24 protein-coding genes and 2 pseudogenes are annotated in these 21,664 nt (G+C 66.8%); 13 read left to right on the top strand and 13 right to left on the bottom strand.

Features of this window, described 5'->3' with window-relative positions:
* Nucleotides 1-125: 125 nt before the first annotated feature.
* The 4 genes and pseudogenes from IE248_RS38760 to IE248_RS36465 form a co-directional block, all read right to left on the bottom strand.
* Nucleotides 126-512, bottom strand: coding sequence for a recombinase family protein (locus tag IE248_RS38760; RefSeq protein WP_506417323.1), 387 nt, complete (start codon nt 510-512; stop codon nt 126-128).
* 82 nt (nt 513-594) lie between these two features.
* A pseudogene (locus IE248_RS36475) lies at nt 595-1,426 on the bottom strand (IS5 family transposase).
* Complete coding sequence (locus IE248_RS38520) at nt 1,408-1,749, bottom strand: recombinase family protein (RefSeq protein ID WP_308438211.1); 342 nt, start codon at nt 1,747-1,749, stop codon at nt 1,408-1,410. The pseudogene IE248_RS36475 and the gene IE248_RS38520 overlap by 19 nt, the downstream one beginning before the upstream one ends.
* A gap of 122 nt (nt 1,750-1,871) precedes the next feature.
* Complete coding sequence (locus IE248_RS36465; protein ID WP_190033072.1) at nt 1,872-2,402, bottom strand: ArsR/SmtB family transcription factor; 531 nt, start codon at nt 2,400-2,402, stop codon at nt 1,872-1,874.
* A gap of 107 nt (nt 2,403-2,509) precedes the next feature.
* On the opposite strand from IE248_RS36465, the gene IE248_RS36460 reads away from it, so the two are divergent.
* From IE248_RS36460 to IE248_RS36440, 5 genes are all read left to right on the top strand, one after another.
* On the top strand, nt 2,510-3,766 hold the full coding sequence (locus tag IE248_RS36460) for an MFS transporter (RefSeq protein ID WP_229895800.1): 1,257 nt from the start codon (nt 2,510-2,512) through the stop codon (nt 3,764-3,766).
* 57 nt (nt 3,767-3,823) lie between these two features.
* Nucleotides 3,824-4,324, top strand: a complete 501-nt coding sequence (locus IE248_RS36455) for a GNAT family N-acetyltransferase (protein ID WP_190033071.1) — start codon at nt 3,824-3,826, stop codon at nt 4,322-4,324.
* A gap of 471 nt (nt 4,325-4,795) precedes the next feature.
* Nucleotides 4,796-5,290, top strand: a complete 495-nt coding sequence (locus IE248_RS36450) for a hypothetical protein (RefSeq protein WP_190033070.1) — start codon at nt 4,796-4,798, stop codon at nt 5,288-5,290.
* A 57-nt stretch (nt 5,291-5,347) separates the two neighbouring features.
* Entirely contained in the window at nt 5,348-5,509 is a 162-nt protein-coding gene (locus IE248_RS36445) for a transposase (RefSeq protein ID WP_190033069.1), read from the top strand.
* Between the two features lie 440 nt (nt 5,510-5,949).
* Nucleotides 5,950-6,645: a DUF1963 domain-containing protein gene (locus IE248_RS36440; RefSeq protein ID WP_229895799.1), complete on the top strand. Its 696-nt coding sequence runs from the start codon at nt 5,950-5,952 to the stop codon at nt 6,643-6,645.
* 405 nt (nt 6,646-7,050) lie between these two features.
* On the opposite strand, the pseudogene IE248_RS38045 reads toward IE248_RS36440, so the two are convergent.
* The 3 genes and pseudogenes from IE248_RS38045 to IE248_RS36430 form a co-directional block, all read right to left on the bottom strand.
* Nucleotides 7,051-7,194, bottom strand: a pseudogene (locus IE248_RS38045) (site-specific integrase); the annotation flags it as partial.
* A 301-nt stretch (nt 7,195-7,495) separates the two neighbouring features.
* On the bottom strand, nt 7,496-7,798 hold the full coding sequence (locus IE248_RS36435; protein ID WP_190033067.1) for a hypothetical protein: 303 nt from the start codon (nt 7,796-7,798) through the stop codon (nt 7,496-7,498).
* A gap of 118 nt (nt 7,799-7,916) precedes the next feature.
* Nucleotides 7,917-8,720, bottom strand: a complete 804-nt coding sequence (locus tag IE248_RS36430; RefSeq protein WP_229895798.1) for a hypothetical protein — start codon at nt 8,718-8,720, stop codon at nt 7,917-7,919.
* 534 nt (nt 8,721-9,254) lie between these two features.
* Between IE248_RS36430 and IE248_RS36425 the strand changes: the two genes are divergently transcribed.
* The 4 genes from IE248_RS36425 (at nt 9,255) to IE248_RS36410 (ending at nt 11,959) form a co-directional block, all read left to right on the top strand.
* The gene (locus IE248_RS36425; protein WP_190033066.1) at nt 9,255-9,461 is read left to right on the top strand and encodes a hypothetical protein; all 207 of its coding nucleotides are present in this window, start codon (nt 9,255-9,257) and stop codon (nt 9,459-9,461) included.
* A gap of 148 nt (nt 9,462-9,609) precedes the next feature.
* Entirely contained in the window at nt 9,610-10,239 is a 630-nt protein-coding gene (locus IE248_RS36420; RefSeq protein ID WP_190033065.1) for a DCL family protein, read from the top strand.
* Between the two features lie 135 nt (nt 10,240-10,374).
* Nucleotides 10,375-10,767 carry a hypothetical protein gene (locus tag IE248_RS36415; RefSeq protein WP_190033064.1) on the top strand — a complete coding sequence of 131 codons (393 nt, stop codon included), beginning with the start codon at nt 10,375-10,377 and terminating at the stop codon, nt 10,765-10,767.
* Nucleotides 10,768-11,110: 343 nt separating this feature from the next.
* Nucleotides 11,111-11,959, top strand: coding sequence for a hypothetical protein (locus IE248_RS36410; RefSeq protein ID WP_190033063.1), 849 nt, complete (start codon nt 11,111-11,113; stop codon nt 11,957-11,959).
* 145 nt (nt 11,960-12,104) lie between these two features.
* Here the strand turns inward: IE248_RS36410 and IE248_RS38515 are convergent, their stop codons facing one another.
* From IE248_RS38515 to IE248_RS36395, 3 genes are all read right to left on the bottom strand, one after another.
* A complete protein-coding gene (locus tag IE248_RS38515) occupies nt 12,105-13,187 on the bottom strand; it encodes a hypothetical protein (RefSeq protein WP_190033062.1) in 1,083 nt (360 codons plus the stop codon).
* Nucleotides 13,165-14,679, bottom strand: a complete 1,515-nt coding sequence (locus tag IE248_RS36400) for a hypothetical protein (RefSeq protein ID WP_190033061.1) — start codon at nt 14,677-14,679, stop codon at nt 13,165-13,167. The genes IE248_RS38515 and IE248_RS36400 overlap by 23 nt, the downstream gene beginning before the upstream one ends.
* A 326-nt stretch (nt 14,680-15,005) precedes the next feature.
* The gene (locus tag IE248_RS36395; protein ID WP_190033060.1) at nt 15,006-15,194 is read right to left on the bottom strand and encodes a hypothetical protein; all 189 of its coding nucleotides are present in this window, start codon (nt 15,192-15,194) and stop codon (nt 15,006-15,008) included.
* Between the two features lie 532 nt (nt 15,195-15,726).
* Here IE248_RS36395 and IE248_RS36390 point away from each other — a divergent pair.
* The 3 genes from IE248_RS36390 (at nt 15,727) to IE248_RS36375 (ending at nt 17,877) form a co-directional block, all read left to right on the top strand.
* On the top strand, nt 15,727-16,431 hold the full coding sequence (locus IE248_RS36390) for a hypothetical protein (RefSeq protein WP_190033059.1): 705 nt from the start codon (nt 15,727-15,729) through the stop codon (nt 16,429-16,431).
* Nucleotides 16,432-17,056: 625 nt separating this feature from the next.
* Nucleotides 17,057-17,323 (top strand): fibronectin type III domain-containing protein, encoded by a 267-nt coding sequence (locus IE248_RS36380; protein WP_190033058.1) that lies wholly within the window; start codon nt 17,057-17,059, stop codon nt 17,321-17,323.
* Nucleotides 17,324-17,421: 98 nt separating this feature from the next.
* On the top strand, nt 17,422-17,877 hold the full coding sequence (locus tag IE248_RS36375; RefSeq protein WP_190033057.1) for a hypothetical protein: 456 nt from the start codon (nt 17,422-17,424) through the stop codon (nt 17,875-17,877).
* Nucleotides 17,878-18,100: 223 nt separating this feature from the next.
* Here IE248_RS36375 and IE248_RS38510 read toward each other — a convergent pair whose 3' ends face one another.
* Both IE248_RS38510 and IE248_RS36365 read right to left on the bottom strand, forming a co-directional pair.
* On the bottom strand, nt 18,101-19,357 hold the full coding sequence (locus IE248_RS38510) for a nucleoside monophosphate kinase (RefSeq protein ID WP_308438210.1): 1,257 nt from the start codon (nt 19,355-19,357) through the stop codon (nt 18,101-18,103).
* A gap of 477 nt (nt 19,358-19,834) precedes the next feature.
* A complete protein-coding gene (locus IE248_RS36365; RefSeq protein ID WP_190033056.1) occupies nt 19,835-20,125 on the bottom strand; it encodes a hypothetical protein in 291 nt (96 codons plus the stop codon).
* Nucleotides 20,126-20,268: 143 nt separating this feature from the next.
* On the opposite strand from IE248_RS36365, the gene IE248_RS36360 reads away from it, so the two are divergent.
* Entirely contained in the window at nt 20,269-20,784 is a 516-nt protein-coding gene (locus IE248_RS36360) for a hypothetical protein (RefSeq protein WP_190033055.1), read from the top strand.
* A 236-nt stretch (nt 20,785-21,020) separates the two neighbouring features.
* On the opposite strand, the gene IE248_RS36355 is transcribed toward IE248_RS36360, so the two are convergent.
* Nucleotides 21,021-21,566 (bottom strand): hypothetical protein, encoded by a 546-nt coding sequence (locus IE248_RS36355; protein ID WP_190033054.1) that lies wholly within the window; start codon nt 21,564-21,566, stop codon nt 21,021-21,023.
* Nucleotides 21,567-21,664 lie beyond the last annotated feature (98 nt).

The raw sequence follows: 21,664 nt of genomic DNA, 5'->3' as shown, positions 1-21,664 counted from the left end.
CCGCGCGGAGCCCGGCCGGCGCGAGTCGTCGGCATACCTTGCCATACGCGGTCAGGTACTCATTGAGGCGCCCCTGACACAGGCCCTTGGGGAGTATCGGAGCGGAATTTAGCGGTAGCCGCTGATCACTCCGCTGACTGTGCGGGGCGGGGCAGAGCCGGCATGCTGTCAGTCTTGTCGAGCGTGATCCGGCCACCTTTCAGCTCGGGTACGTACTTGTAGATCGTGTTGCGGGAGAAGCCAAGGAGCTTGGCGATCGAGGTGACAGTGTTCTCCGGGCGGGTGAGCAAGTCCCCGGCGTGGCGGATCTGTTCCTCGGTCATGGCCGGCGGGCGGCCGAAGCGGGCGCCACGGGCGCGGGCTGCGTCCAGGCCCTCGCTGGTGCCCTGGACGATAAGTTCGCGGATGAACTCCGCGAGCGCGGCGAAGACGTGGAAGACCAGGCGCCCGCCGGGCGTGGTGGTGTCGAGCGCCTCATGGAGCGACGTGAAGCCGATGCCGCGCTTTCGCAGGCCGGAGACGATGGTGATGAGGTCTTGAATAGAGCGGCCGAACCGATCGAGTGAGGGGACGGGCTAGGGCCTGTCCGCAATGTCAGTTGGGGAGCCATAGTCGCAGGCAGGCGAGGGCGACCAGGGCTTGGTAGTGGCGGGCTCGTTTGTCATAGCGGGTGGCGAGGGCTTTGTTCTGCTTGAGCCGGTTGAAGCAGCGTTCGACGACGTTGCGGCGCCGGTAGACGGTGCGGTCGAGTCGGCACAGGCTCTCGCCGCGTCGCAGGCGTCCGCTGATCTGGTCGATGCGTTCGGGGATGGTGCAGGCGATACCGCGTTTACGCAGGTAGGAGCGGATCTTGCGGGAGCTGTAGCCCTTGTCGCCGACCACCCGCCGCGGTCGGGTGCGGGGCCGGCCCGGCCCGCACCGCTTGATGCGGATGCGGGCCATGACCGGCTCGAACTGTGTGCAGTCGTTGACGTTCCCGCCGGTGATCGTGAACGCGAGCGGCCGGCCCCGCCCGTCGCAGGCGAGGTGGATCTTCGTGCTCAGTCCGCCGCGGGACCGGCCGAGTGCCTCGCCGGTCCAGGGCCCCTTTTCGGGCCCCGGCGGCGTGCTGGTGGGCCCGCACGATCGTCGAGTCGACACAGACGACCGACCAGTCGACTTCGCCGATCGCATCCGAGTGCTGCTGGACGTGAGCCAGGAGCCGGTCCCAGGTTCCGTCGGCTGACCAGCGGCGGAACCGTTCATAGACGGTCTTCCACGGTCCGTACCGCTCGGGCAGGTCCCGCCAGGCCGCACCCGTGGACAGCTTCCACAGGATGCCGTTCAGTACCTGTCGCCGGTCCCGGACGGGACGCCCCATCCGGGGCGGAGCCAGCAACGGCCCGATCACTTCCCAGGCCTGATCAGTCAGTTCATGACGACGCACCACGAACGGAGTAACGACCAATCGACATTGCGGACACGCTCTAGGGTGTCGCCTTCGCGGAGGTAGTCGAGGGCCTTACGCAGTTCCTCGCGTTCCGCGTTCTTGCCGGACTTCTTGTCGGCGAAGATCCTGATGCAGCCTGCTTCGGTGAGTGCGTGAATCTGCCGGTCGAGCAATTGCCCCTGGGTCGAAACGCGGGCGTACCCGACGAGCGCGCCCTGCACGGCAGGGACTGGGGCGAGGAGATCGGCGGTGTCGCCGTCCGGAGGCGTCTGCACCCGCCAGATCGCACAGAATACGGTGCCTCTCAAGTTCTTGAGCACACCGACTTTTGACACCGTTTCTCGCGCATGATCGGGCGTCGTCCCAACTGCGAGCCGCCACTTACTGATCTTGCTCAGAAAACGGTCGATTCCCGAACAAGATCAGCAGCGGGCGGTGCTCTTCACAGTTCCCGGTCAGCGTCGGCATGTGGGGCCTCTTGCAAAGGGAAGGTCATCAGGCTCACGCCCACGGGGATCGTTCCGGGCGCGCGTGGCGGGCACGCGGCGTCGTGGAGTTCGGCCGCGATATCGGCGAGCCGCTGCCTGGCCGCTTCCCACACCTCCGGTGCCACCCACAGTTCCGCGTCGACCGTTACTCCCTTGCCGTCTGGAGCCCGGCGTGCGGCACGCTCTTGAAGGGTGTGCGCCAGGGTCGCTGCCAGCATCCGGGCTCCATCGAGGCGGTCGGACAGCGGGGAGCCGTGGACGGTTCGGTAGCGGCGTTCCCGGCCCCCGCGGCGGGTGCGTTCCTCGGCCAGTTCCACCAGATCGGCGGCATCCAGGCTCCGCAGGTGCCGGCTGGCCAGGGCGTGCGAGATGCCCAACTCACGAGCGAGTTCGGCAGCGGACATCGGTCCGGGCCACATGAGCGTGAGCATCCGCAGCCGCACGGGATGGGCGAGTGCTCTCAGGGCAGGGTCTGCGTCGGTCACGCCAGTCAGTAAAGCGCATGCCGCCACCGGGACCCCTACCTCCAACCATTCGGTTGGGGGTAGGGTGCCGAAGCCTGTGGAGCGAGATCACCAAGGGGGGGCCGGGCATGGCCATGGGACTGTTCACGGTGCTGCGGGACCGCAACGCCCGCGTCTACCTGACGGGAGTGATCGTCTCCGGTTTCGGGGACTCGGCGATCCTTCTGGCATCCGGGGTCTGGGTGAAGGAGCTCACCGGTTCCGACAGCCTGGCGGCCCTGGTGGGTTTCTGCGTCTGGGCACCGGCCCTTGCGGGGCCGTTCCTCGGCAACGTGGCCGACCGGATGCGCCGCCGCACGCTCCTGATCGCCACGAGCCTGGTGCTGGCCGCTGTCATGACGGCACCCATCGCTGTGCGCTCTCCTGATGATGTCTGGCTGCTCTTTGCTGTGCTGACCATGGTGGGCACGGGAACCGTGCTGATGGACGCCGCTGAGACCGCATTGATCGCCTCCGCAATACCGGGCGACATACGCGGGGACTTCAACGGCCTGTCCCGGGCCGCGATCGAGAGCACCAGCCTGCTCGGCCCTTTGATCGGCGCTGGCCTGTTCACTGTTCTGGGCGGCCCGACCGTCGCCCTGCTGAACGCGCTGTCCTTCCTGTTGGGCGCAGCCGCCTTCAGTCTGATCCGCGTGCGTGAAGCCACGCCCGCACGTCGGCCACGGCGGAACTGGACCGCCGAGACCGCCGAAGGCGTTCGCTACCTGTGGCGGCACAGGACGCTGCGAGCCCTGGTCGTCGCAGGCGGTTGTGCCATGGTGGCGTCAAGCCTCAGCAGTACGGCGACCTACGCGCTCCTCGATACCGGGCTGCGGCAGCCTGCGGCATTCGCCGGCGTTCTCAGCTCGGTCCAGGGGCTCGGGTCGGTCATCGGCGGTCTGGCGACCGGGGCGCTCATGCGCCGCGTCCCGGCCCGCTTCCTGTCAGTGCTCGGCCTCACGCTCTTCGCCCTCGGGGCGCTGGCCCGGATCACCGGCTTCCTCCCCGTGGTGGTGGCCGGCAGCCTGCTCATCGGTCTGGGCCTGCCCTGGCCGCTCATCAGCGCCCTGACCACGGTCCAGAAGGAGACACCGGACGAACTGCTCGGCCGGGTGGCGGCCACTGCGAACACGCTGGTATTTGCACCGACCGGGCTCGCCATCCTCGCGGGCACAGCACTGGTGGCCACCCTGGACTACAGGGTTCAACTCCTCGCAGCCGGTGTGCTCGGCCTGACGACAGCCGTACTGCTCGTGGTCACAGGCCGCCCCCACGCCGTACCACCCGCCGGGCCGAACACGCATCACCGGCCGCACGAAGCCGACGCTGCGAAGAAGGGATGAACGGTGCAGGACCAATCGAGGGCCGAGGAGCCCTCCGCGCTCCTCCCCTCCCCTCAGGTGGCGGCTCTCCAGGAGTACACGCCCGCCGACCTGCGCGACATCGCTGGGGACGACCGCGATCCATTTGAAGTCTCCGCTCTGGGGCTGACCTGGCGTCCCAAGGAACAGCACTTCGGCATCAGGGCGGAGAGCCGCCTGGTGGCCCATGCCGGCTGGGTCGCCGTACCCGTCTCCGTCGCCGGCACCACTTTGCGGGTGGCCGGCCTAGGGGGCGTGATCGTTGCACCGGAACTGCAAGGCCGCGGCTTGGCGGGACTTGTCGTCTCCGCAGCCATGGCCCAGGCATCGGCACAGGGCCTACAGTTCGGTCTCTTGTTCTGCCGCCCGGATCGTATGCCTGTCTACCGAAAGATGGGGTGGACTCCTCTACCCACCGACGTCACAGTCCAACAACCCGGCGGCAACCTCACCATGCCCCTGCCGGCCATGTGGACCTCCTTTGGCACCGCGGTGCCGTGGCCTCCTGGAGCGGTCCGCCTCCTGTCGCTGCCCATGTGACTCTGACAGGGGAACACCCAAGACCCAGAACATCCCAGCGCAAAGAGCCGTTCCGAGTTCTGCCTCCCCACACAAGGATCCTGTGCCCTATTGCTCGTCGAAGTCCTCATCTGTGGCACGGGGGTCACGCAGAGGGCGCAGGCCCGGCGTCGACGGCCGGGTGAAGGCGTAGCGGCCGAGGAAGCTGATGTGGTCGTACTGGAGTGGGGAGAGCCGGGCTAGGCCGTGTCGTCAAAGGTCGGTAAGGCCTGCGGCCTCCGATGCCACGCATCGTAAGGCGGAGGAGCGCCCGAGTGCTGGACGCACTCGGGCGCTACGGCAACGTTGGGCACCTCCCAGCGGTAGTTGGGGGGCGAGGTGCGGTGCCGGGCACTCTGGGCAGTGCGGTTGGGGCGGACGCCAGTGTTCCGTCGGGTCTGTGTCAGAGCACGAAGCGGAGGGTGGGGCCTCCCCTGTCTCTACTCTCGAGACATGAACGTGTTTGACGGCTGTGACGGCCAGCGCCTGGAGATGACCAACGGCGGCACGGCGGTGTTCGTGGACGTGCTGATGCTCGCCGTGTCCGCGCTGGCCCACAGGCCGTGGGACTTCCGCTTCGCCGCCCTACTGACGCTCCAGGACCAGAACGTGATGGGGCGTGGGGTGGTTGGCTTCGGCCTGGCGGAGCTCGACTGGGGGGACACACCGCAGGAGCGAGCCGCGGCCAAGGACTTCCTGCTGCGCGTCCTCGATCTGGCGCTGTCCCGTCACCGGTGGGAGGAACTGACGTACGAGCCGCCACGGGCCGAGGGGTACCTGCGCACGTACCGAGCAATGGTGGAGGAGTTCGACCCTGCGACCGCGAGGGCCGGCACGGGCGTCCTGCCCAAGCCACGGGAGGCCGCGGTGGCCTCCTGCGTACGCCACCGGGTGCTGGACGCGCTGCCGTTCTGGCAGGCGTGCGTGTTCTGCACGGCCGGGGTCTGAGGGTCTGCGTTCCGCGGTCTGCCGTCAAAGTGATCTTGGATCGCGGATCATGGAGTGGTGATACGCCGCCATGAACTGTCCGATGCCGAGTGGGAACTCAACCAGCCGTTGCTGCCCCGGCCCGTGCTGGGGCGGCCCCGGCTGGACGACCGGATGGTCCTCAACGGGATCGTGTGGAAGTTCCGCACAGGCGCACCTTCCCAGACAGCCAGGTCGTAGCTCATGCCCGGAGGCTCTCACACTGCACCGACAGCCAAGAGACGCAGTGTGGCTGCGTAGGTGGCAGGGGAGAGCACTCAGACGACAGCCGCGGACAACAGCCGCTTGGTCGAGAGCGACGGAATGTTGTCGAGTTTCAGGAGCGTCAGTGCGTCACAGGGGTGGTGACAGGCACTGGCCACGTGCCGAGCGTCATGCGCCCGGTGGGCTGGATGTCGTACCTGGGTTCTAAAGTCCTGCGTATGTCCCGCCGCACACCTGATCGCCCCGTCAACATGGAGAGCCTCTTTCCGGAGTTGCTCCCCTTCCGTCGTGAGTCCGTCCGCCTGCACCCACGTCCTGGGTCTCCGACCTGCAAGGACAGTTCCGTCGGAGGTCCTTTGCTCTGGCCTGCCACCGAGCCGTGGCCGGTGTGCCGGGAAGAGCACTACGACGAGAGCATGAACTCCACCAGCCAGCCGCAGCCCGCTGCACCCATGGTTCCTATCGTGCAGGTCCACCGTGCCGACGCGCCCGGCATACCCTTCCCCGAGGGCACAGACCTGCTACAGGTTCTGTGGTGCCCCTACGCCCACGGCGAGTTCTGCTATCCCCTACCCCAGGTCCACTGGCGGGACTCCAGTGCCGTCGGCGAGGTACTGCCAACCCCGGAGCCGGCGGCCGAGCTCCCCAAGGACTGGTATCCGGGACCGTGTGTGGTTCACCCCGAGCAGGTGACTGAGTACCCGAGCTGGGACCTTCCTGACGAGCTTCGAGACGTGCTCCGAGACCGCTTCGACGCACTGCTCGGTGAAGCCGGCCTGCGGTACTCCTACCATCTCGCGGAGGCGCCAGGCATCAAGCTGGGCGGCTACCCGGGCTGGACACAAGATCCGGTATGGCCCGACTGCGAAGGCTGCGGCAGCAGGATGGAGCACCTCCTGACCGTGTCCAGCTGGGAATTCGACGGTGAGTCCTGGCGTACCTGGCTTCCCGATGAGGACCGAGCAGACAAGAACGAATGGGGCGGTCAGCGATGGGAAGGTGACGCCCACAACCCCGCCGGGCTGTGCCTCGGCGACGCCGGAGGCGTCTACATCTTCGAATGCCGCACCTGCCCTGAACGCCCCATCGGACACTGGTTCGACTGCTCGTGACCGCTGGGCTCCCCCTGCCCGCTGCGCGGCACGAACACACTCCGAAGGGAAGTAGCCAGTCGTTCCCGAGGGCCTTCCCGGCGGGATCCCTGTTCCTCGAACAGGGCGACCGTCTCCGGGCTGCGGATCGCGGCCCACGCCTGTCGTACGGCGTCGTCGGCGGCCCGCCCGGCCCGGAGGATCTCGTGGTACGCCGCACTCTCGAATACGCAACTCCGCAGCATGTCGACCCCGCCGTCATCGCCCGCTGGCTGAGCCACGGCCAGGGATGAGCGTTCGCGCCGCCTGCCAACCAGCGGGCGGCAGCCTCCAGGCGGGGCAACCGGCACACTGCCGACCCCTCGCAGGGAGGGACGCGCCCCGCTCGCCCTCGCGACAGCGCCGACAGGCCGGGTACCGCCGAACTCAACGCCTGCCGTCGCCCGGCGCGAGCAAACTCGCGACCTCGGCGATCGCCTCTGCGGAAGGAGGGAAACAGCGTCGGACGTTCTCCGGCTTCTTGTGACGCGACTTGGCCATGAGCATCAGCAGGCTCGCCCCGCCCCCACCGGGGGCGGGGCGCTCGTCGAGCGAGTCGAGGAAGACGTCGGCCGCCGCGCGGATGCGAAGGACTTCCCGGCGAGGCGAACAGCAGGACCGCCGCGACATTCTCGAGGATGGAAGTGGTCACGTGATTACCGTTTCAACCCCTCGCCCCTGAACGGACAGTCGCGGACAGCCATGAGAAGTTACTTGTAACAGACCTGCGCCACCACTCTCCTGCCTGAGGGTGTACCAAGGTCCGGTGCCCACGGGTACGGCGTGGGGCGGGGCCGGGCGCGCCAAGGTCCGTGGGTGGTGGTGGCGTCTGTTACAAGTAACTTGCTGCGGTCCAGAGCGTCCAGGACATGGCCTCGATGGTGTCGGTCGGTGCTGGTGACCAGGAGGCGGCGGGCATGATCGGCCAGTGCGTCCCGGAACACCCGCGTCCCTCGTGTTCGTCGAAGAAGCGTTCGCAAGCGGCGACGCACTCGTTGTCAGCCTTGTAGGCGCTGTCGCAGAGCCAGCCGGGCAGCTGCACGAGGGGCGGGCGGTTCTGTGATTCTCGGTTGGGGACCTCGTCGCCCGCGGTGATGGCCGGATGGTCGAGGATCGCCGCGACACAGAGCGCCACGGGCACGGTGGCCGGCGGAAGGTGAACGGCACCCGGGCCAGCAAGCCCACCGGCCGACCTGCGGTGCCGTACCCAGGTCAGGGTCATGCCCCCTGCGCGGGTTCACTCTCCAGCGACATCAGTGCTGGTCGAAGATGTAGCCGTGTTCATCTCCGACCGGACAGGCGAAGACCCGGAAGTCGCCCCACCTGCCAACAATGATCTTGGTGGTGAGGTCACTGCCCACGGTGAACAGCAGACCGCACGGGGCGCCACAGGTGAGACACGGGACGTCGTCCGGGTCAGTCAGGCGCCAGGTAGGCCACCCGCCGAACTTGATCCCCGCCACACAGGCGATGACGTCGTCTCCGTCTCCGGTCGCCTCCACGTACTCCAGCACGGACTCGACGAGCTCGGCGTCCGGCAGACCCTGCGGGTAGGGGAAATCGAGGAGGGGCACCGGGGTGAGCGTGCACGGCACCGGGGTGTAGCCGTAGTCGGGGTCCTCCTGCCGTATGGGCAACGGGGGCGAGCCAAGTATTTGCGTGACGTCGGCGCTTTTCCGCCAGCGGATCTCGGCAACCGGGCTGACACCGGCCTGCGGAGCCGGCGGATCCCAGTGCACGTTGGGGCACCACAGAAGCTGAAACACGTCCTTGTCCTCAGGCCACCAGTCACCCGGTGCGTCCCTGCGATACACCTGCACCACCGCCACCATGGCCGTCGCCAGGCTCCCAGAACCGGACTTCTTGTCTGCGACATCGCAGTGCGGCCAAGGCTCATCCGCCGGCCAGAGCAACGGTCCACCCACCGAGCTCTGGTGAACCGTCGGCTCCCCACGCTCGGGGGCCAGCACCACGGCCGCCCGGGGGTACGGCGCGAGTCCGGGCACAGCTGCGATGATCTCCTCCGTAGAGGGCCTGGTGTTGTAGGGCAGATCCATGGCCGGAGATTAATCCGTCCCTCCGACACCGGCCGCGGCAGCGGACGACCTTCGACCAGGGCACCCATCGAACCTGCGCCTCGCACCCTTGCGGGTCTACGCAAACTGACTGGTCACCGTCTGCTCGCGCAACGGCCTCTGGTGGCACTGCGAGGGCGGCGGCTTGGACGGAAGCCGCCCGACTCAGAGCAGAGGCTCAGTACTGCTCGACTTCCGCCATAAGGAGCCGCAGGATCAGGGAGTGCTTTACCGGCGGGAGGGCGTCCAGCGCGGCGCGGGCAGTGCCGACGGCGCAGTGCATCTGAAGGCAGGACGCGAACCGAGGCAGGATCGCGGGCAGACGTTAAGGCGTCAGTAGGGGACGGCGTCGCCGGAGGCTCGTGGGAGCCGATCTGGTCGAAGATGCGCCAGCCCTCGGCCAGCAGTGACCTCATACGTAAGATCAAGAACCCCAGGAATTTTCGGCGGAGGCAAAGGTCACCCGTCTGCATCTCCCCACACGCCTACCACCCCCACAGCGGCCACCCTGGGCTCATGGACCCTCGCATCGTGATCCACGCACCCGGTGAAGACGGCGGCCGGCGCGTGCACGTGGACGGCACGATCCTGGGCATGGCGTACAGCGAGACGGACCTGCGCGAGTTCCTGCGGCGGGTGGAGCTACCCGACTGGGATGCCGTGGACATCGAAGACCGCAGCCTGTTCAAGTGGGTGGGAGGGGGCCCGGAGACCTGGGCCTGAGCGACAATATGTCGAACATCCTGACGAATTGTCAGACCCCCGCATTACCCTTCAACCGACCTCGTCATCACGGCGTTGAAGGGACCTCATGCCTGCAAAGCCCGTATTAATCGGTGACCGCCTGTACCCGCGCAAGAAGGATGCCTTGGTGGCAGTCCAGGCCGTGCGGAACCGCTACAAGCCCGGGGAGCGCGTCAGCGTCCAGGAGGACGAGGCGTTCCTCCACGACCTCCTGGACAGGCACTACGACGCAGACCAGAAGCGCGGCACCGGAATCGACCACTTCCAGGTGCGCAGGACCACGAAGGGCAGCGTGGGGTTCCACATCATCCGGACCGACGGATCAGACACCGACTTCAGCTTCATGGTGTGCCTGGACGGAGAGCCCAGCCAGCGACAGAACCTGCTCGCCACGATGCGGGATGCCGTGAAGTGGCAGGTGATCGCCGTAAAGAACAAGGCGTTCGAGGAGGCCGGCGAGGAGCGGCTGGTGACGTGCGCGCTCACGGGTGATCTGGTGGCCGAGGACGAAGTTCACGTGGACCACTTCGACCCGGACTTCATCGACCTGGCGACGCACTACGTCAATGCGCAGGGCGGGTGGGACGCCTTCCCCCTTCTCAACGGCCTGGACAACACAGTTGGCTCCCTCTTCGCCGATGACACCCAGCGGGAAGAGTGGGAGGCCTACCACCAGGAGCACGCGAACCTCCGCGTGATCTCCATCCAGGCGAACTTGTCCATCCGGCGCCGGGGCGCAAAACGCAAGACCGTCTAGCGCGGCGCGAAAACCTGCCGCTAGGGAGCCGACGGGTGCTGTGGCGTTTCTCCAGGTGAAGCCCAGCACCTGATCGGCTGACGTAGCCCTGCGGGCCTTCCCAAGATCACCTAGCGCCCAGTACAACCAGGGTCCGTGATGATCACTCTGGCCCGCGGGGCTGCCGCCCTCGCCCTGGCCCTCCTGCCTCTCTCCCTGCCCACCACCGCTCACGCGGCGCCCAGCGCCCCGGAGATCCTCCCCATCGGCGTCGCGGTCACCGAGCTCCCCGTCGCCACCGAATCCCGGACCGGCTACCAGCGGGATGCCTTCAAGCACTGGACGTCGGGCGACAATCCCAGCGACGGATGCAGCACGAGGAACGAGGTGCTCCTGGCAGAGGCAGTCATCGCTCCGACCGTCGGCCCACGGTGCGCCCTCACCGGAGGAGCGTGGTTCTCCTACTACGACGAGCGCGCCATCAACGCGGCCGGCTCCCTCGACATCGACCACATGGTTCCGCTGGCCGAAGCCTGGGACAGCAAGTAGGCGGAGTTGGGCTCGACGCATCATTTCACTATTGCGTGCTGACGGCATGAGGCAGGTGGGGATGGGGTTGTCTCTCGTCGAGGTGACGGTGGGTGAGTCCTGACCTGCGGCGGGGCAATCAACGCCACGATGTTGCATCTGATGCAACCCGACAAGGCGTTGAGCAAGACCAACGCTCGGCTGGTGCCCGAAGCCAGCAGCACCTGGAGTCGATATGTACCCGGCGCCACGCGGTGACGGGGCTTCCGCCGCTTCGGAGGAATGCGCGACGCCTCGACGCGCGGGCCTACAGTTGACCCGAAACCCGTCGCAATCGTGTCGCGGCGCTGCCACACTCGCGCGCATGACCGACGACGACGGCACCAAGAGCTTCGATGGGGCCATCGGCACCCACATAATCGCCATCAACTACGAAGTGATGGACTGGGCGACGGAGGCACTGCCGGCGCAGGTACCGGCGGACGACCTGAAGCAGCTGAAGCTGGCCGCGGGCGAGCATCTCGCGGCGATGCTGACGACGGCCTATCTGGGCATCGTGCCGGTCGCCGTAGACGTCCGCGGCGGCGTGGATCTCGTCTACCGCGTGGCAGATTCGGACAGCGGCGTGCTGCCGTCGCTGCTCGGCCGCAAGGGTGTCGAGTTCGCCGACTTCGAGGTGAAGTCGATGCCTGGTGGCTTCCGTGAGCACGACGCAGCGATCTCGCGGGCTCTGAGGGGAGGTGAGGGGCCAGGCACACATTGGGCGACGGTTGTGTCAGCGAACGATGTCGTCGAGGCGGCCCAGTCGATGATCGTCAAGGCCGCGAAGCAGTTGCGGGACAAGTCCTCGCCCGACAGGGCGCGGGTGGTGTTCATCGTGTCCCACTTCTTCGACCGGCCCTACGTGGAATGTCTCGACTTGCTGATCGCGCACACCCTGACTGCCCCCACGCTGCCAGACGAGGTCGACGCCATGTGGGTGTTCCTTGCGCCATCGCACCTGGCGGTCTGGTCAGCTGTCGATCAGCGCTGGACGCAGCTTCTTCTCGGCGACCTGAAGGAGGACGGGACGGCCCCGGAGGTCGACTCCGGCATGGAGCTGCTGCAGCACTACGAGGGGTTGTTCCTGGAGCGGGCGGGGATCGCGCGCCCCTCACCCTTCTACTACGGCCTTGGGGCTGTCGAGATAGAATCCACAGCTAACTCAGAGTGACTACCGTTCGGAACAGGCGACACCTCCAAATGCGGCAGCACCAGTCTTCAGCCCCGAATACCGCTCGCTTCGAATAGCGCCTCCCGCCAGCTGGAGCGGCGGAATGGACCGCCGCCCGGCGCGAGGCGTACGCCAACGACCAGGGTCAGGCGAGTTGCTTGGTTGCCGTCTCGGCTGCCTCGAACCGCGCGAAAGCCGATAGGGACCCGGCCGAATGGCTGCCGCCTTCCTCGAACGCGCTGTGCCGATACTCGTCCGAGTGGACGGCGACGAAACTGCGGTGGGGCCCGGCGGTGGCCGAGGCGGAGAAGGACTCGCTCCTGCACATCTCGGCCGGATGCGGCGGCGACACGGTGACGTACACCCCGGCCGCCTGATCAACGTACGCGTGCTCGGCGTACAAACCCACCGACCTTCGTGCGCCGAGCACCCCACCAGCGGCCTTCTTGCCGCTGCTGCTGGTCACCGAAGCACGGCCGGACTCCACAATGTCGTTCCAGGTGCGGCCCTCGTACTCGCACGCGAGCGTCTCGAAGTCGTGGCCGTGCTGCTCGCGGATGTCCGTGTGACGTCCCAGGCACCAGCGGCAGCTCTGGTACGGCGTGCCGTCGGCCTCGACCTCGATGAGGAAGGCCAGCGAGTGCCCACACATGTCGCAGGCCCCGCCCTCGTTGGCCCCGGTGACGATGACGCCCTGAACCTGCATGGCCTCGCTGGCGGGCCCCTGCCAGTGCGTGCGCTCCCAGACCATGGCGTCCCACGACACGGCCACCTTCAGCGCGACCGACTCGGCGACGGCGTCCCGGGGGGCATGCCGCTTCTCCTGGTGCTCAAGGGCGCAGGCCGCCGCCTCTTCCCGCGTGGCGAAACCGCTCATGATGTAGACCCAGCCGCTGTCACAGCGCTTGCACATCGCCGCCCAGCGGCCCGGGTTGGTCTCCTTGACGCGCAGCGTCTTGGGCAGCTCCACCGTGGGTGCCTGCTTCTCCGCCGCCTCGCGCTTCAGGGCCAGCCGCAGCGAACGGGGCAGGTTCGAGGACTCCTCCGCTACCGGCTGCTGCTCCAGCTGCTCGCCGTCGACCTGGCCGCGCTCCACCGCGTCAGCAAGGATCGCCCGCTTGAGCGCAGGCAGGTTCGGGAAGGAGTCCCCGCCCGTCCGGCAGATGTTCTTCTTGTCCTCCCCGTCGAAGACCAGCCGCGTCCCGTCACCGTGCTCGTGTTGCGCCAAACGTCCCCGCCAGCTTGCGCACCACGTAGCGGTGACCGAGCAGCCCGGCGACGCAGGGGAAGGAGCTCTTGTCGCTGAACACGATGTCTCCGACCCGGACCGCCGTCGACTTCTTCGGCGCCATGCTGCCGCGTCCCACCGTGCTCTCCCCCTGCTCCTGCTTCTTGACCTGCTTGCCCCCGTCCCGCCGACCCATGCCGCGTATTCGACGCACGCGGCCCGCTCGATGTCGCTCAGCGGCAGGCCCTCTCGGTACTCCTCGGGGATGATCCCGGCGAAGGAGGAATGGAAGCCGCCCAGGCAGACGGCCGTCTCGTGACCGGCGATCCGGATGCGTGCCCTCGGCGACTTGCCCCGGCCCCACGCCCATCCGTGCTCGCACGACCCGCAGCGGACCTGTGTCTCCTCGTGCAGCCCGAGGAGTTCGGCGGACCGGATGACCTCGGTGAACGCGCGGCAGTGGATCACGGTGTTGAGCGCGTGATCCCGGGTGATCTCGCACATGTGGTCCGGGCCGTACGAGATGCCGTAGACCTCGACGACGTGCTTGCCCTCGGTGCGCACCCGGAACTCGCTGCCCCACTGCACGACCCGCTCGTAACCGGGCTCCAGTGCGGTGATCTCCTGCTCCGGCGATACGTGGCAGCGGGCCGACCAGCGGCGGGAAGCGGCGCAGCGGCGCGGTACGGAACTCCTTGTACCGGGCGAACACGATGTCCGCCGTCGGCCCCACGGCCCACGCCGCACCGCCCCACGGCATGCGGAGCACGTACTGGTGCTTCTCCCCCTTTGCGGTCAGCTCCTGCCCGAAGAGCTTCCGGACGACGGGCTCCCGCTCCTCGGCCACGAACGGCGCCAGCTCACCGGCCGCCACGGTGACCGTGCTCAGCGACATGACCGGGCTCATTTCGACGTCACCGGCCACGGCCTTGACCGTGCCCAGGCCGTGCACGTCATGCCAGACCCGGTCACCCTCGGCGAACTCCGGCGCGGGCTCATCCTCGATGTCCTCGATGATGTCCAGAGAGAACAGCGGCACGTCGTATCCCTCGGCGATAGTGCGCTGTCCCTGGGCCACGATTTCCGGGTCATCGGACAGGTGCATGTACCCCAGGGCGACCGCTTGCGCCTCGACAACCGGGGCGCCAAATCGGTTCAGTACCGCGCTCATGGTCTCTCGGCATGCGCACTGGAAAAACCCGCACGTCATGCAGGCGCTTTCGGCCGCTTCCCATGCGGACTCGGCCAAGTCCTTGCACGCGTCGGCAGCATTCTCCGCTTCCCCGTACAGCTCCTCGGCGTCCGCTTCGTTCGCCGACGCGGTGGCCCGAATTTCCTCGGCTGTCTCGGAGGACTCACCAGAGATCAGAGCGTCAATGACCTTACGGGCAGCACGCACCCACGTACGGAATTTCTTCGCGTCCTTGAATGCCTTGGCGGAATCCTCGACGCACGAGTCGGCCGTCTCGGGCCGCCCGAATCGCGTCCTCACGCGTGTGAGCCTCCTCGGCCCTTTCCGTCGCTTCCGTGGCCCATGAGTGCTCGCGCTTGGCCGCTTCCACGGCGCTCCGCAGTTCGCCGAGGGCGGTGGCCGACTCCTCCCCGTGGCGACGAATGGCCGCTTCCGGCGACTCCTCTACCGGCGCGGCCGGAGCAACCTCGACGACCGTCTCGGGGGTCTCTTCTGCGATCGCAGAAACCGGCGCCGGAACACCGTTGTACGCATCCAGAGCGGCCCGTCCGGCCGGGGTGGGGCGAACTTGATGACCGTCTCCCCGGGTGAGCATGCCGTCCCGGATGAGCTTTTCGACGGAGTCCTTACGGGACCGCGCCGCGCCGCTCACCCTTGATGCCGGTCAACAGGTGGTTGACCTCATGGGAGTACGAGCGGACGACGTTCACGCCCCTCGCCTCGTACTGGACATGCAGCAATCCCCACGCGGCGCGCTGCATGATCTTGGCCTGCGCCTCACTGAGGTCAGAGCTATCCCCTTGAACCTGTCCCATTTTTGAGAAACCCCTATCGCGAATCGCCACACCGTGTCGCCCGGTACCAGCGGGCAGCCCTTTTGAGCATGGGTCTATTTTCTCAAAATGGCGGGGAGGATAACAGACGCGAGAGGGAATTCCGACGTGATATAAAACACCGACAAAAATGCGAGACGGCAGGGTCGGATCCGAAATAGTGCGGTTGCCTTGAAATTAGGAACACCCGCCATTAAGTGAGAAATGCCCGAAGTCCCCGACCTGACATCTCACACGCGAATTCAGAATGTTCGCGGAGGCAGTGGCCGGCGGTTAGGCAGTGTCCTGGGAAGAAGTTACCACTACATCTTGTGGTCGACCTCCTGTGCTAAGTTGTTATTCGAGAACTCCGCGTCACACCGGATCTCATGCCCTCGTCGGGTACCACCCTCCTTCGCTCGCGAAGGTGCGGCCGGCGGGGGCTTCTTCACGCTCTGCAAGATCATGTGATCCCGTGGCTCAGTTCTCGCTCAAGTCGCCCTTGGGGATGTCGCGTGGCGCTCACCCTTCCCCCATGGAACTCTCCACTCTGCTAGCCGTTGCCGTGCCGTCCGCCACCCTGCTGGGCGGCCTGGGCGGCGCCTTCGTCAACGGCACAGCCACCCGACGAGCCAGCGCCCGCACGGCCGAGATCGCCTCCAGGGCCACCCACGCGAAGGAACAGCTGGAGGCCCTGGCCGCCTACCTGGACGCCGTACGCGACAACCCCCGTCGCCCTACGGACACCGCCCATTACTATCGCGCCGCGCTTCTGGCCCCCACGAAGGCGATCGACGATGCAGTCGAACGTATCCACGACGCGCGCACGGCCTACATGGAGATCCCTTTGGAGCCGCGGCCGGGTTTTGAGGAGAGGTCACAGCTCAGGAGGTGGGCGGCGGCCGAACGAGCCGACGAGGAGGCAGGCCGGCCCTGCGGATTCGAGTATCGCGAGGCTCTGGATGCGGTGTACGAGTTCAACCAGCTTCAAAAGGAGGCCCGCTCGAACAACAAGCCCGAGAAGGACCGCGAGCCTTTGGCGACCTACTTGACGGAGCGGGGCGTGACACCGGACATCGGGTGGGCTCGCCGGCTGGTGCCCACGTGGGAGGAACAGGACCGCTGGGAGGCTGAGGAGGCTGCGCGTCGGCTGCTGCGGCAGAGAGCCTCGGGCGAGGTCTCCCTGGCGGTGCGCGAGCTGGACGACCTGGTGCGCGCGTGGGTCCGAGGCCAGCGGTAACCGGCCCTCAGTCGTTCATGAGGTCTTGGAACTGGGGGCAGTCCACAGCGTGCCACTCACGCACGAGTATCTCGCCCTCCACCAAGACGACCTCGGCGTGCCAGGGCAGTCAGTCGTGACACGGCCAGATCTCGTACGGGGTGCCGTCGCCGTCGACGGCCGGGAGGTCGACGGACCCCACTGGGGCCGAGAGGTCGACTTTCGGTGCGGGGTCGTCTGCCATCGCGTCAGTATCGCGGCACTCCGCTGCGGGCAGTGGCCGCTTGGCATCATCGAGGCAAGGTGCTGCGCCAACAGTGGGCACATAATTTCAACCACTAAATCTGGAAAGTACAGAATTAATCCAGGACTTCCTCTTTCCTCCTGGAGCAGGACGTGGCGCTCAACAAGAAGAAGACCCCCATGAGCATGGGGATGGACTACACATCCGACCGTGACGATTTCTCAGGCCGCACGGAATGACCCCCGCGGACCCCTGCCGAGGTCGACGCGACCGAGCGACCTGGACACCCCCATACGGTTCGGCTCAGGTACCGCCGGCTCCCCAGTGGTACCTCGACGCGGACGGAAATCCTGTCTCGGGCGGCTGGCAGACCTCGCGCGAGGGCTCAACTGGCGGTCCGGCGTGGGCGAGGCCGCTGGCTCCGGCTCGTACAGCGGCACTGACGGGCTCGACCTTGCGGGAATCTCGGGGCACAACCTCTACATGGCCGAGCGGGAAGACCCGCTCCCCACGGAGCCCTCAAGGGTCCTGGGGCCGCGCGTGAACGCCCTCCTGGACGGGCTCAAGGCCAACACCGAGTACCGGATCCAGATCGCCGCGTTCAGCGCCTCAGGGGCCGGTCCCCGCAGCGAGACGCTCACGGTGACGACACAGCCCGCGGCGGCATAGCCCATGCAGAAGCCCCTGATCCGGGCGGCCGGCGGGGGCCCATAAATACCCGTGGATACCTCTGGCGGCCAGACCCCGGCAAACCTACCCTCCCCCGCATGACTGAAGACGAAGAGCTGTACCTGCTGATGGGCAAGATGGTCGTCAACGCCGGGAAGCTGGAGAACCTGATCTTTCACCTCACCACGGTGTCCACCGGCTGGGTGCGGAGCGAGAAGCCGCTGAAGCAGCCCATGGACAAGCTCATGGACGAATGTGTGAGGCGCGCAGCGAGCCGCGGTGAGTCGCTGGAGCGCATCGTGGTCCTGGAGCACATCTTCGCTGGGTGCAAGGCCGCCTTCGGCTACCGTCACCAGTACGTCCACGGGCTATGGGCGCAGGATCGTGACGAGGAAGGAAACGAGCTTCCCACGTTGACGTCGCTGCGCAATCTGCGGAATGAGAACGCGGTGGAGCGGTACCCCGTTCGGGCACCTAACTTGCAGGATCTGGGCGAGTGGATCGCGGTCCTCTGCGGGGAGCTGGCTTCGTGGGGCGGCAGCATGTCGCGGTGACCAAGGCTGCCCTGGCTGCTCGAAGAAGAGAATGCGCTTGGAACACGGTCCGGACCGCTGGACGCCGCTCAAGCCGGGAACCCGCTACAGCGTCCAAGTCGCCGCGGGGGCAGCGCGGGGACCGGTCCGAAGTCGGCCGTATTGCGGGTCGAGACAGGACCAGCCGCGTAACTCGGAAGAGCCATGCGCCCACCGTTCGCGGAGGGGAGAATCTCCGGACAGCTCAGCCGAAGAAGGCTGCGAGCGCTCCGATGGCTCTATCCGTCACTTCGTCAACGCTCCCGTAACCGGAGACGGTAACGAGCCGTCCTCTCGCCCCATATGACGCCACCACCGGATCTGTGTGGACTTCCCAGACCTCCCAACGGTTCTTGACCACCTGCCGCGAGTCGTCAGGGCGAGCCATGAGTGCCCCACCGCATACACGGCAAGCGTCATATCCCTGCGGAGGCGCATAGAGCACATGAAACGCGTGTGAAGAGTCCACCTTGCAGATCCTTCGTCCAGAAATCCGTCTGACTGCCTCGTCTCGGGAAATATCAAGGTGAAGGGCGATGTCGATCTTATGGCCTCGCTCATCGAGCAGGGCATCGAGCCTCTGCGACTGTCCGAGGGTTCGCGGAAGTCCGTCCAAAAGAAAACCGTCAGACACATCCGTCCGACTCAATCGGGTACGCAGCATGTCCATATACACGCCGTCGGGGATCAAATCACCGCGCTCCATGATCTCCTTCGCCTGGAGACCGGGCCCCGTGCCTTGGGAGATGTTCTCCCGCATCAAGTCGCCGACCTGGACCTTGGGAACGCCAAGAATCCTCTTGAGGTACATGCCCTGGGTACCCTTCCCGGCTCCAGGCGGCCCGAGGAGGATGATGCGCATGGATTCTCGCGTCATGAGTCGAGCAACGGCCGGCGAGATCTCGTTGTCCCGTGCGGCTCTCTTCTTCGCAGCCTCTTCGGCCGCACGCAATATCTCGTCCGCCTTAACCTGCGCCTCAAGGAGCAGGCCCTCCGCCTCACCCCGAGCCTGCGCCACGATCTCGGCAGCCTCCCGCAGGGCTGCGCTATGCGGATCAACAGCCGGCTGGTTGACGGACTGCTGAGAGCCGCCCTCGTTCGGTGAGGATTCCTCCGGGCTTATCACCCTGCTTTTAGTCCCTCTGCGTTGCAGTCGACGCACCCGAGTCCACCGCTCCCGCCACGCCTCGCGAACCTGGGGATCATGCCCCGCGATCTGGCGCACAAGTTCCAGTGTGAACTCCATCGATGGCAGACGTACCCCGTTGATTGCCTCGGAGATGGCTGACGAGGAGAGCGCCGTGCGGCCGGCAGCTCGCGCGGCCTGGGAGATCTGTTTGTAGGTCGGGGCTCCGTGGCTGATCCGCAAGTCTGCAAGCGCTGCCGCGAAGTCGGCCAGCGCCCACTCGTACCCCTGATCCGGCCCTGTCGACCCTGACGTTCCGGTCTCCCCTGCGCCCATCCGTCCACTGTAGGGAGCTGCTGTCGAACTTCGCCGAACTTCAGTGAACTACGCCGAACCTCGGTGAACTTCGGGTGTTGCCGAGTCCGATCGCTCCGCTCCCACCAGCGGCGGGTCGACGGCTCTCATTGACGCATCGCCAGGTGCCGCCCTCTTCCAGTCGCGGATTGCCCGGACCTCTCACGTTCGAGAAGGAAACTTCGCCATGCCCTCATGCCCTCGTACCGCCTGTCCCGTCTGCGACCGTCCGACCGCCCTCACCCCCACCAGCCGCACGGGGTACGGCGCTATTGCACAGCACAAGCGGCAACGCGGACAGAAGTCCTTGATCCTGTGCCCAGGCAGCATGGTGCAGCTGCCGTACTCCTCGGCGACCGCCTGGCAGGATCAGATGCCGGAGGACGCCGAACCGCCGGCCGCCGAGGGAGAAGAGGGCACGGAGCACCTGCGGATCTTCTAAGACGGCTACGCGGTCACTCAGCAGCCGCCGTTCAACGGCAGGTACACCGCTCCGTCGTCCGGACCGTCGTCCTCGTCGTCCCCGTCCGCGGCGGCCTCCAGGTCCGGCTCCTCGTCGCCCTCCTCTTCCTCCGGGCAGGAAAACCACTCGTGCCACGCGCCGGCGTAGACGACAAACTCGGCGCGGTCGTTGGCGCGGACGGTACGCGGCGGCGGGGGCGGTGCGGCGGTGGGCTCTGTGTGGCGCGGGGGCGACTGCGGGGCGGAGCGGGTGCCTTCGAGGAAGTCTCGCCTTGAGTCTCGGGTCATATCGCTATTTTTAGGCTGAATAGACCGCTTCCGTTATCGCAGGTGGCGGCGCCAGACCGCCCCGCACGCGAGCTGCCATATGCTCCCCGCCAACCAAATTGAGGGGCGGAAGCAATATGGGAATCCTGGACAGATTCAGCAACGTGGCACGCAGCCAGCGCGCACTCGACCGGAAGATACGCGCCGAGCAGGCCCGGCCGGTCAGCGAGCGGTACGCATCTGCCCGCGTCGCCGAAGAAGAGATGTGGGAGCGGTTCCTGGCGGCAGATGACCAGCGGCAGCTCCTGACCCGCTTCGGGGTGGCCGCGGTGGACATGCTGCCCTCGGCCCGCCCCGACGGATCGCCGCTCACGGAGGAGGCCCTCGACATCTACACCGGCATCTCACGCGGCGCGAAGAAGGCTCTCGACCTCTTCGAGATGGGGGAGCTCACGGACGCGGAGATGAAGGAGGTCGTGATGACCGCCTTCCGCCTGCTGACGGGGCTGGGCACCTGGAACCAGGCGCTCTGCTACACCGCGTTGTCGGTCGTCTGGTCGAACAACGGGATCAAGCTCCTGCGGGAGAAGGGCCAGGAGAAGACCGCCGATGCGTTCCAGCGGGGGCTCGACCTGATCCACTTCTGCCACCAGCAGCTCGGGCACACGATGCTCGAATAGGTACGGTCAGGGACCCCGCTGTACGCCTGCCTGCGCCTCTGCTACTCGAAGAGCTTCGCCCTGGTGCTGACGCGGGCGGCTCGGCCACGGCGCGATTTCGGACCACAAGTGCTGCACTCCAACATCTGCGCTCGTGGGGCGGTGCCGAGCCCCGCCACGTCGGGTAGCCGGGCTCCGGACCGGGCCGCGCCAAACACAGAACCGTCTCACTGCACCCAACGCACACGGGGACGGCGCTAAGGCTCCTCCGGCGGCCGCTGGGGGACCGCAGTGATGCTGCGCTGCCAGGTTCGGTCACCGTGCGCCTCAACACAGGCAAAGTCGAGGACCACATTGACCGGGGTAATGAAGTTGTACTCAAGGGCCGCCCGGAGTTCGCAGGTCGAGCCCTCAGCAGTGTCGGTCCACTCAACAGACCCACGTGTTTCGTCCCCGCGCACAAGGCCAAAGACGTTGTCCGAGGTGCGTGTGCTCACTGTGGCCTTCGACAGTGGCGCACCGGCAGCCTGCTCGACCGTGATACGCGCTTCGGGCTGACCGCGGTAGTCGTCCACGATGACGGCCGACGTCACCTGGAACACGGGCCCGGCTGCGTGATCACGGTCGGCATTCTCGTTGGCCAGCTGCTGCTCCATGATCAGCACCTGCCGCTCCGCCGCCTTCGCCTGCGTCTTCGCGGCGGCGGCTGAAGCCTTGGCTATCCTCGCCTGCCAGATCGCAATCCCAGCAGCAACGCCAGCAACCCCAGCGCTCCCCAGCCCGATCCAGTCGCCCGCGTCCATTCGATCCCCACCCCTTACGTGTACGTGGGCGACACCGTAGGGGACAGCGCTCTCCACGGCAGCCTCCGGGACTCACATCCTGGCCAGCCAGCACAGGG

Source organism: Streptomyces goshikiensis, from assembly GCF_014650555.1.
Classification (GTDB): domain Bacteria; phylum Actinomycetota; class Actinomycetes; order Streptomycetales; family Streptomycetaceae; genus Streptomyces; species Streptomyces goshikiensis.
Note: the sequence above shows the minus strand (reverse complement) of the source record. Positions and strands in the feature narration are given on the sequence as shown.

Excerpts from the sequence above, each read along its gene's own strand:
- IE248_RS36460 (WP_229895800.1), top strand. The coding sequence starts at position 2,510 with ATGGCCATGGGACTGTTCACGGTGCTGCGGGACCGCAACGCCCGCGTC.
- IE248_RS36450 (WP_190033070.1), top strand. The coding sequence starts at position 4,796 with ATGAACGTGTTTGACGGCTGTGACGGCCAGCGCCTGGAGATGACCAAC.
- IE248_RS36440 (WP_229895799.1), top strand. The coding sequence starts at position 5,950 with ATGAACTCCACCAGCCAGCCGCAGCCCGCTGCACCCATGGTTCCTATC.
- IE248_RS36430 (WP_229895798.1), bottom strand. The coding sequence starts at position 8,720 with ATGGATCTGCCCTACAACACCAGGCCCTCTACGGAGGAGATCATCGCA.
- IE248_RS36425 (WP_190033066.1), top strand. The coding sequence starts at position 9,255 with ATGGACCCTCGCATCGTGATCCACGCACCCGGTGAAGACGGCGGCCGG.
- IE248_RS36410 (WP_190033063.1), top strand. The coding sequence starts at position 11,111 with ATGACCGACGACGACGGCACCAAGAGCTTCGATGGGGCCATCGGCACC.
- IE248_RS36395 (WP_190033060.1), bottom strand. The coding sequence starts at position 15,194 with ATGGGACAGGTTCAAGGGGATAGCTCTGACCTCAGTGAGGCGCAGGCC.
- IE248_RS36390 (WP_190033059.1), top strand. The coding sequence starts at position 15,727 with ATGGAACTCTCCACTCTGCTAGCCGTTGCCGTGCCGTCCGCCACCCTG.
- IE248_RS36375 (WP_190033057.1), top strand. The coding sequence starts at position 17,422 with ATGACTGAAGACGAAGAGCTGTACCTGCTGATGGGCAAGATGGTCGTC.
- IE248_RS38510 (WP_308438210.1), bottom strand. The coding sequence starts at position 19,357 with ATGGGCGCAGGGGAGACCGGAACGTCAGGGTCGACAGGGCCGGATCAG.
- IE248_RS36365 (WP_190033056.1), bottom strand. The coding sequence starts at position 20,125 with ATGACCCGAGACTCAAGGCGAGACTTCCTCGAAGGCACCCGCTCCGCC.
- IE248_RS36355 (WP_190033054.1), bottom strand. The coding sequence starts at position 21,566 with ATGGACGCGGGCGACTGGATCGGGCTGGGGAGCGCTGGGGTTGCTGGC.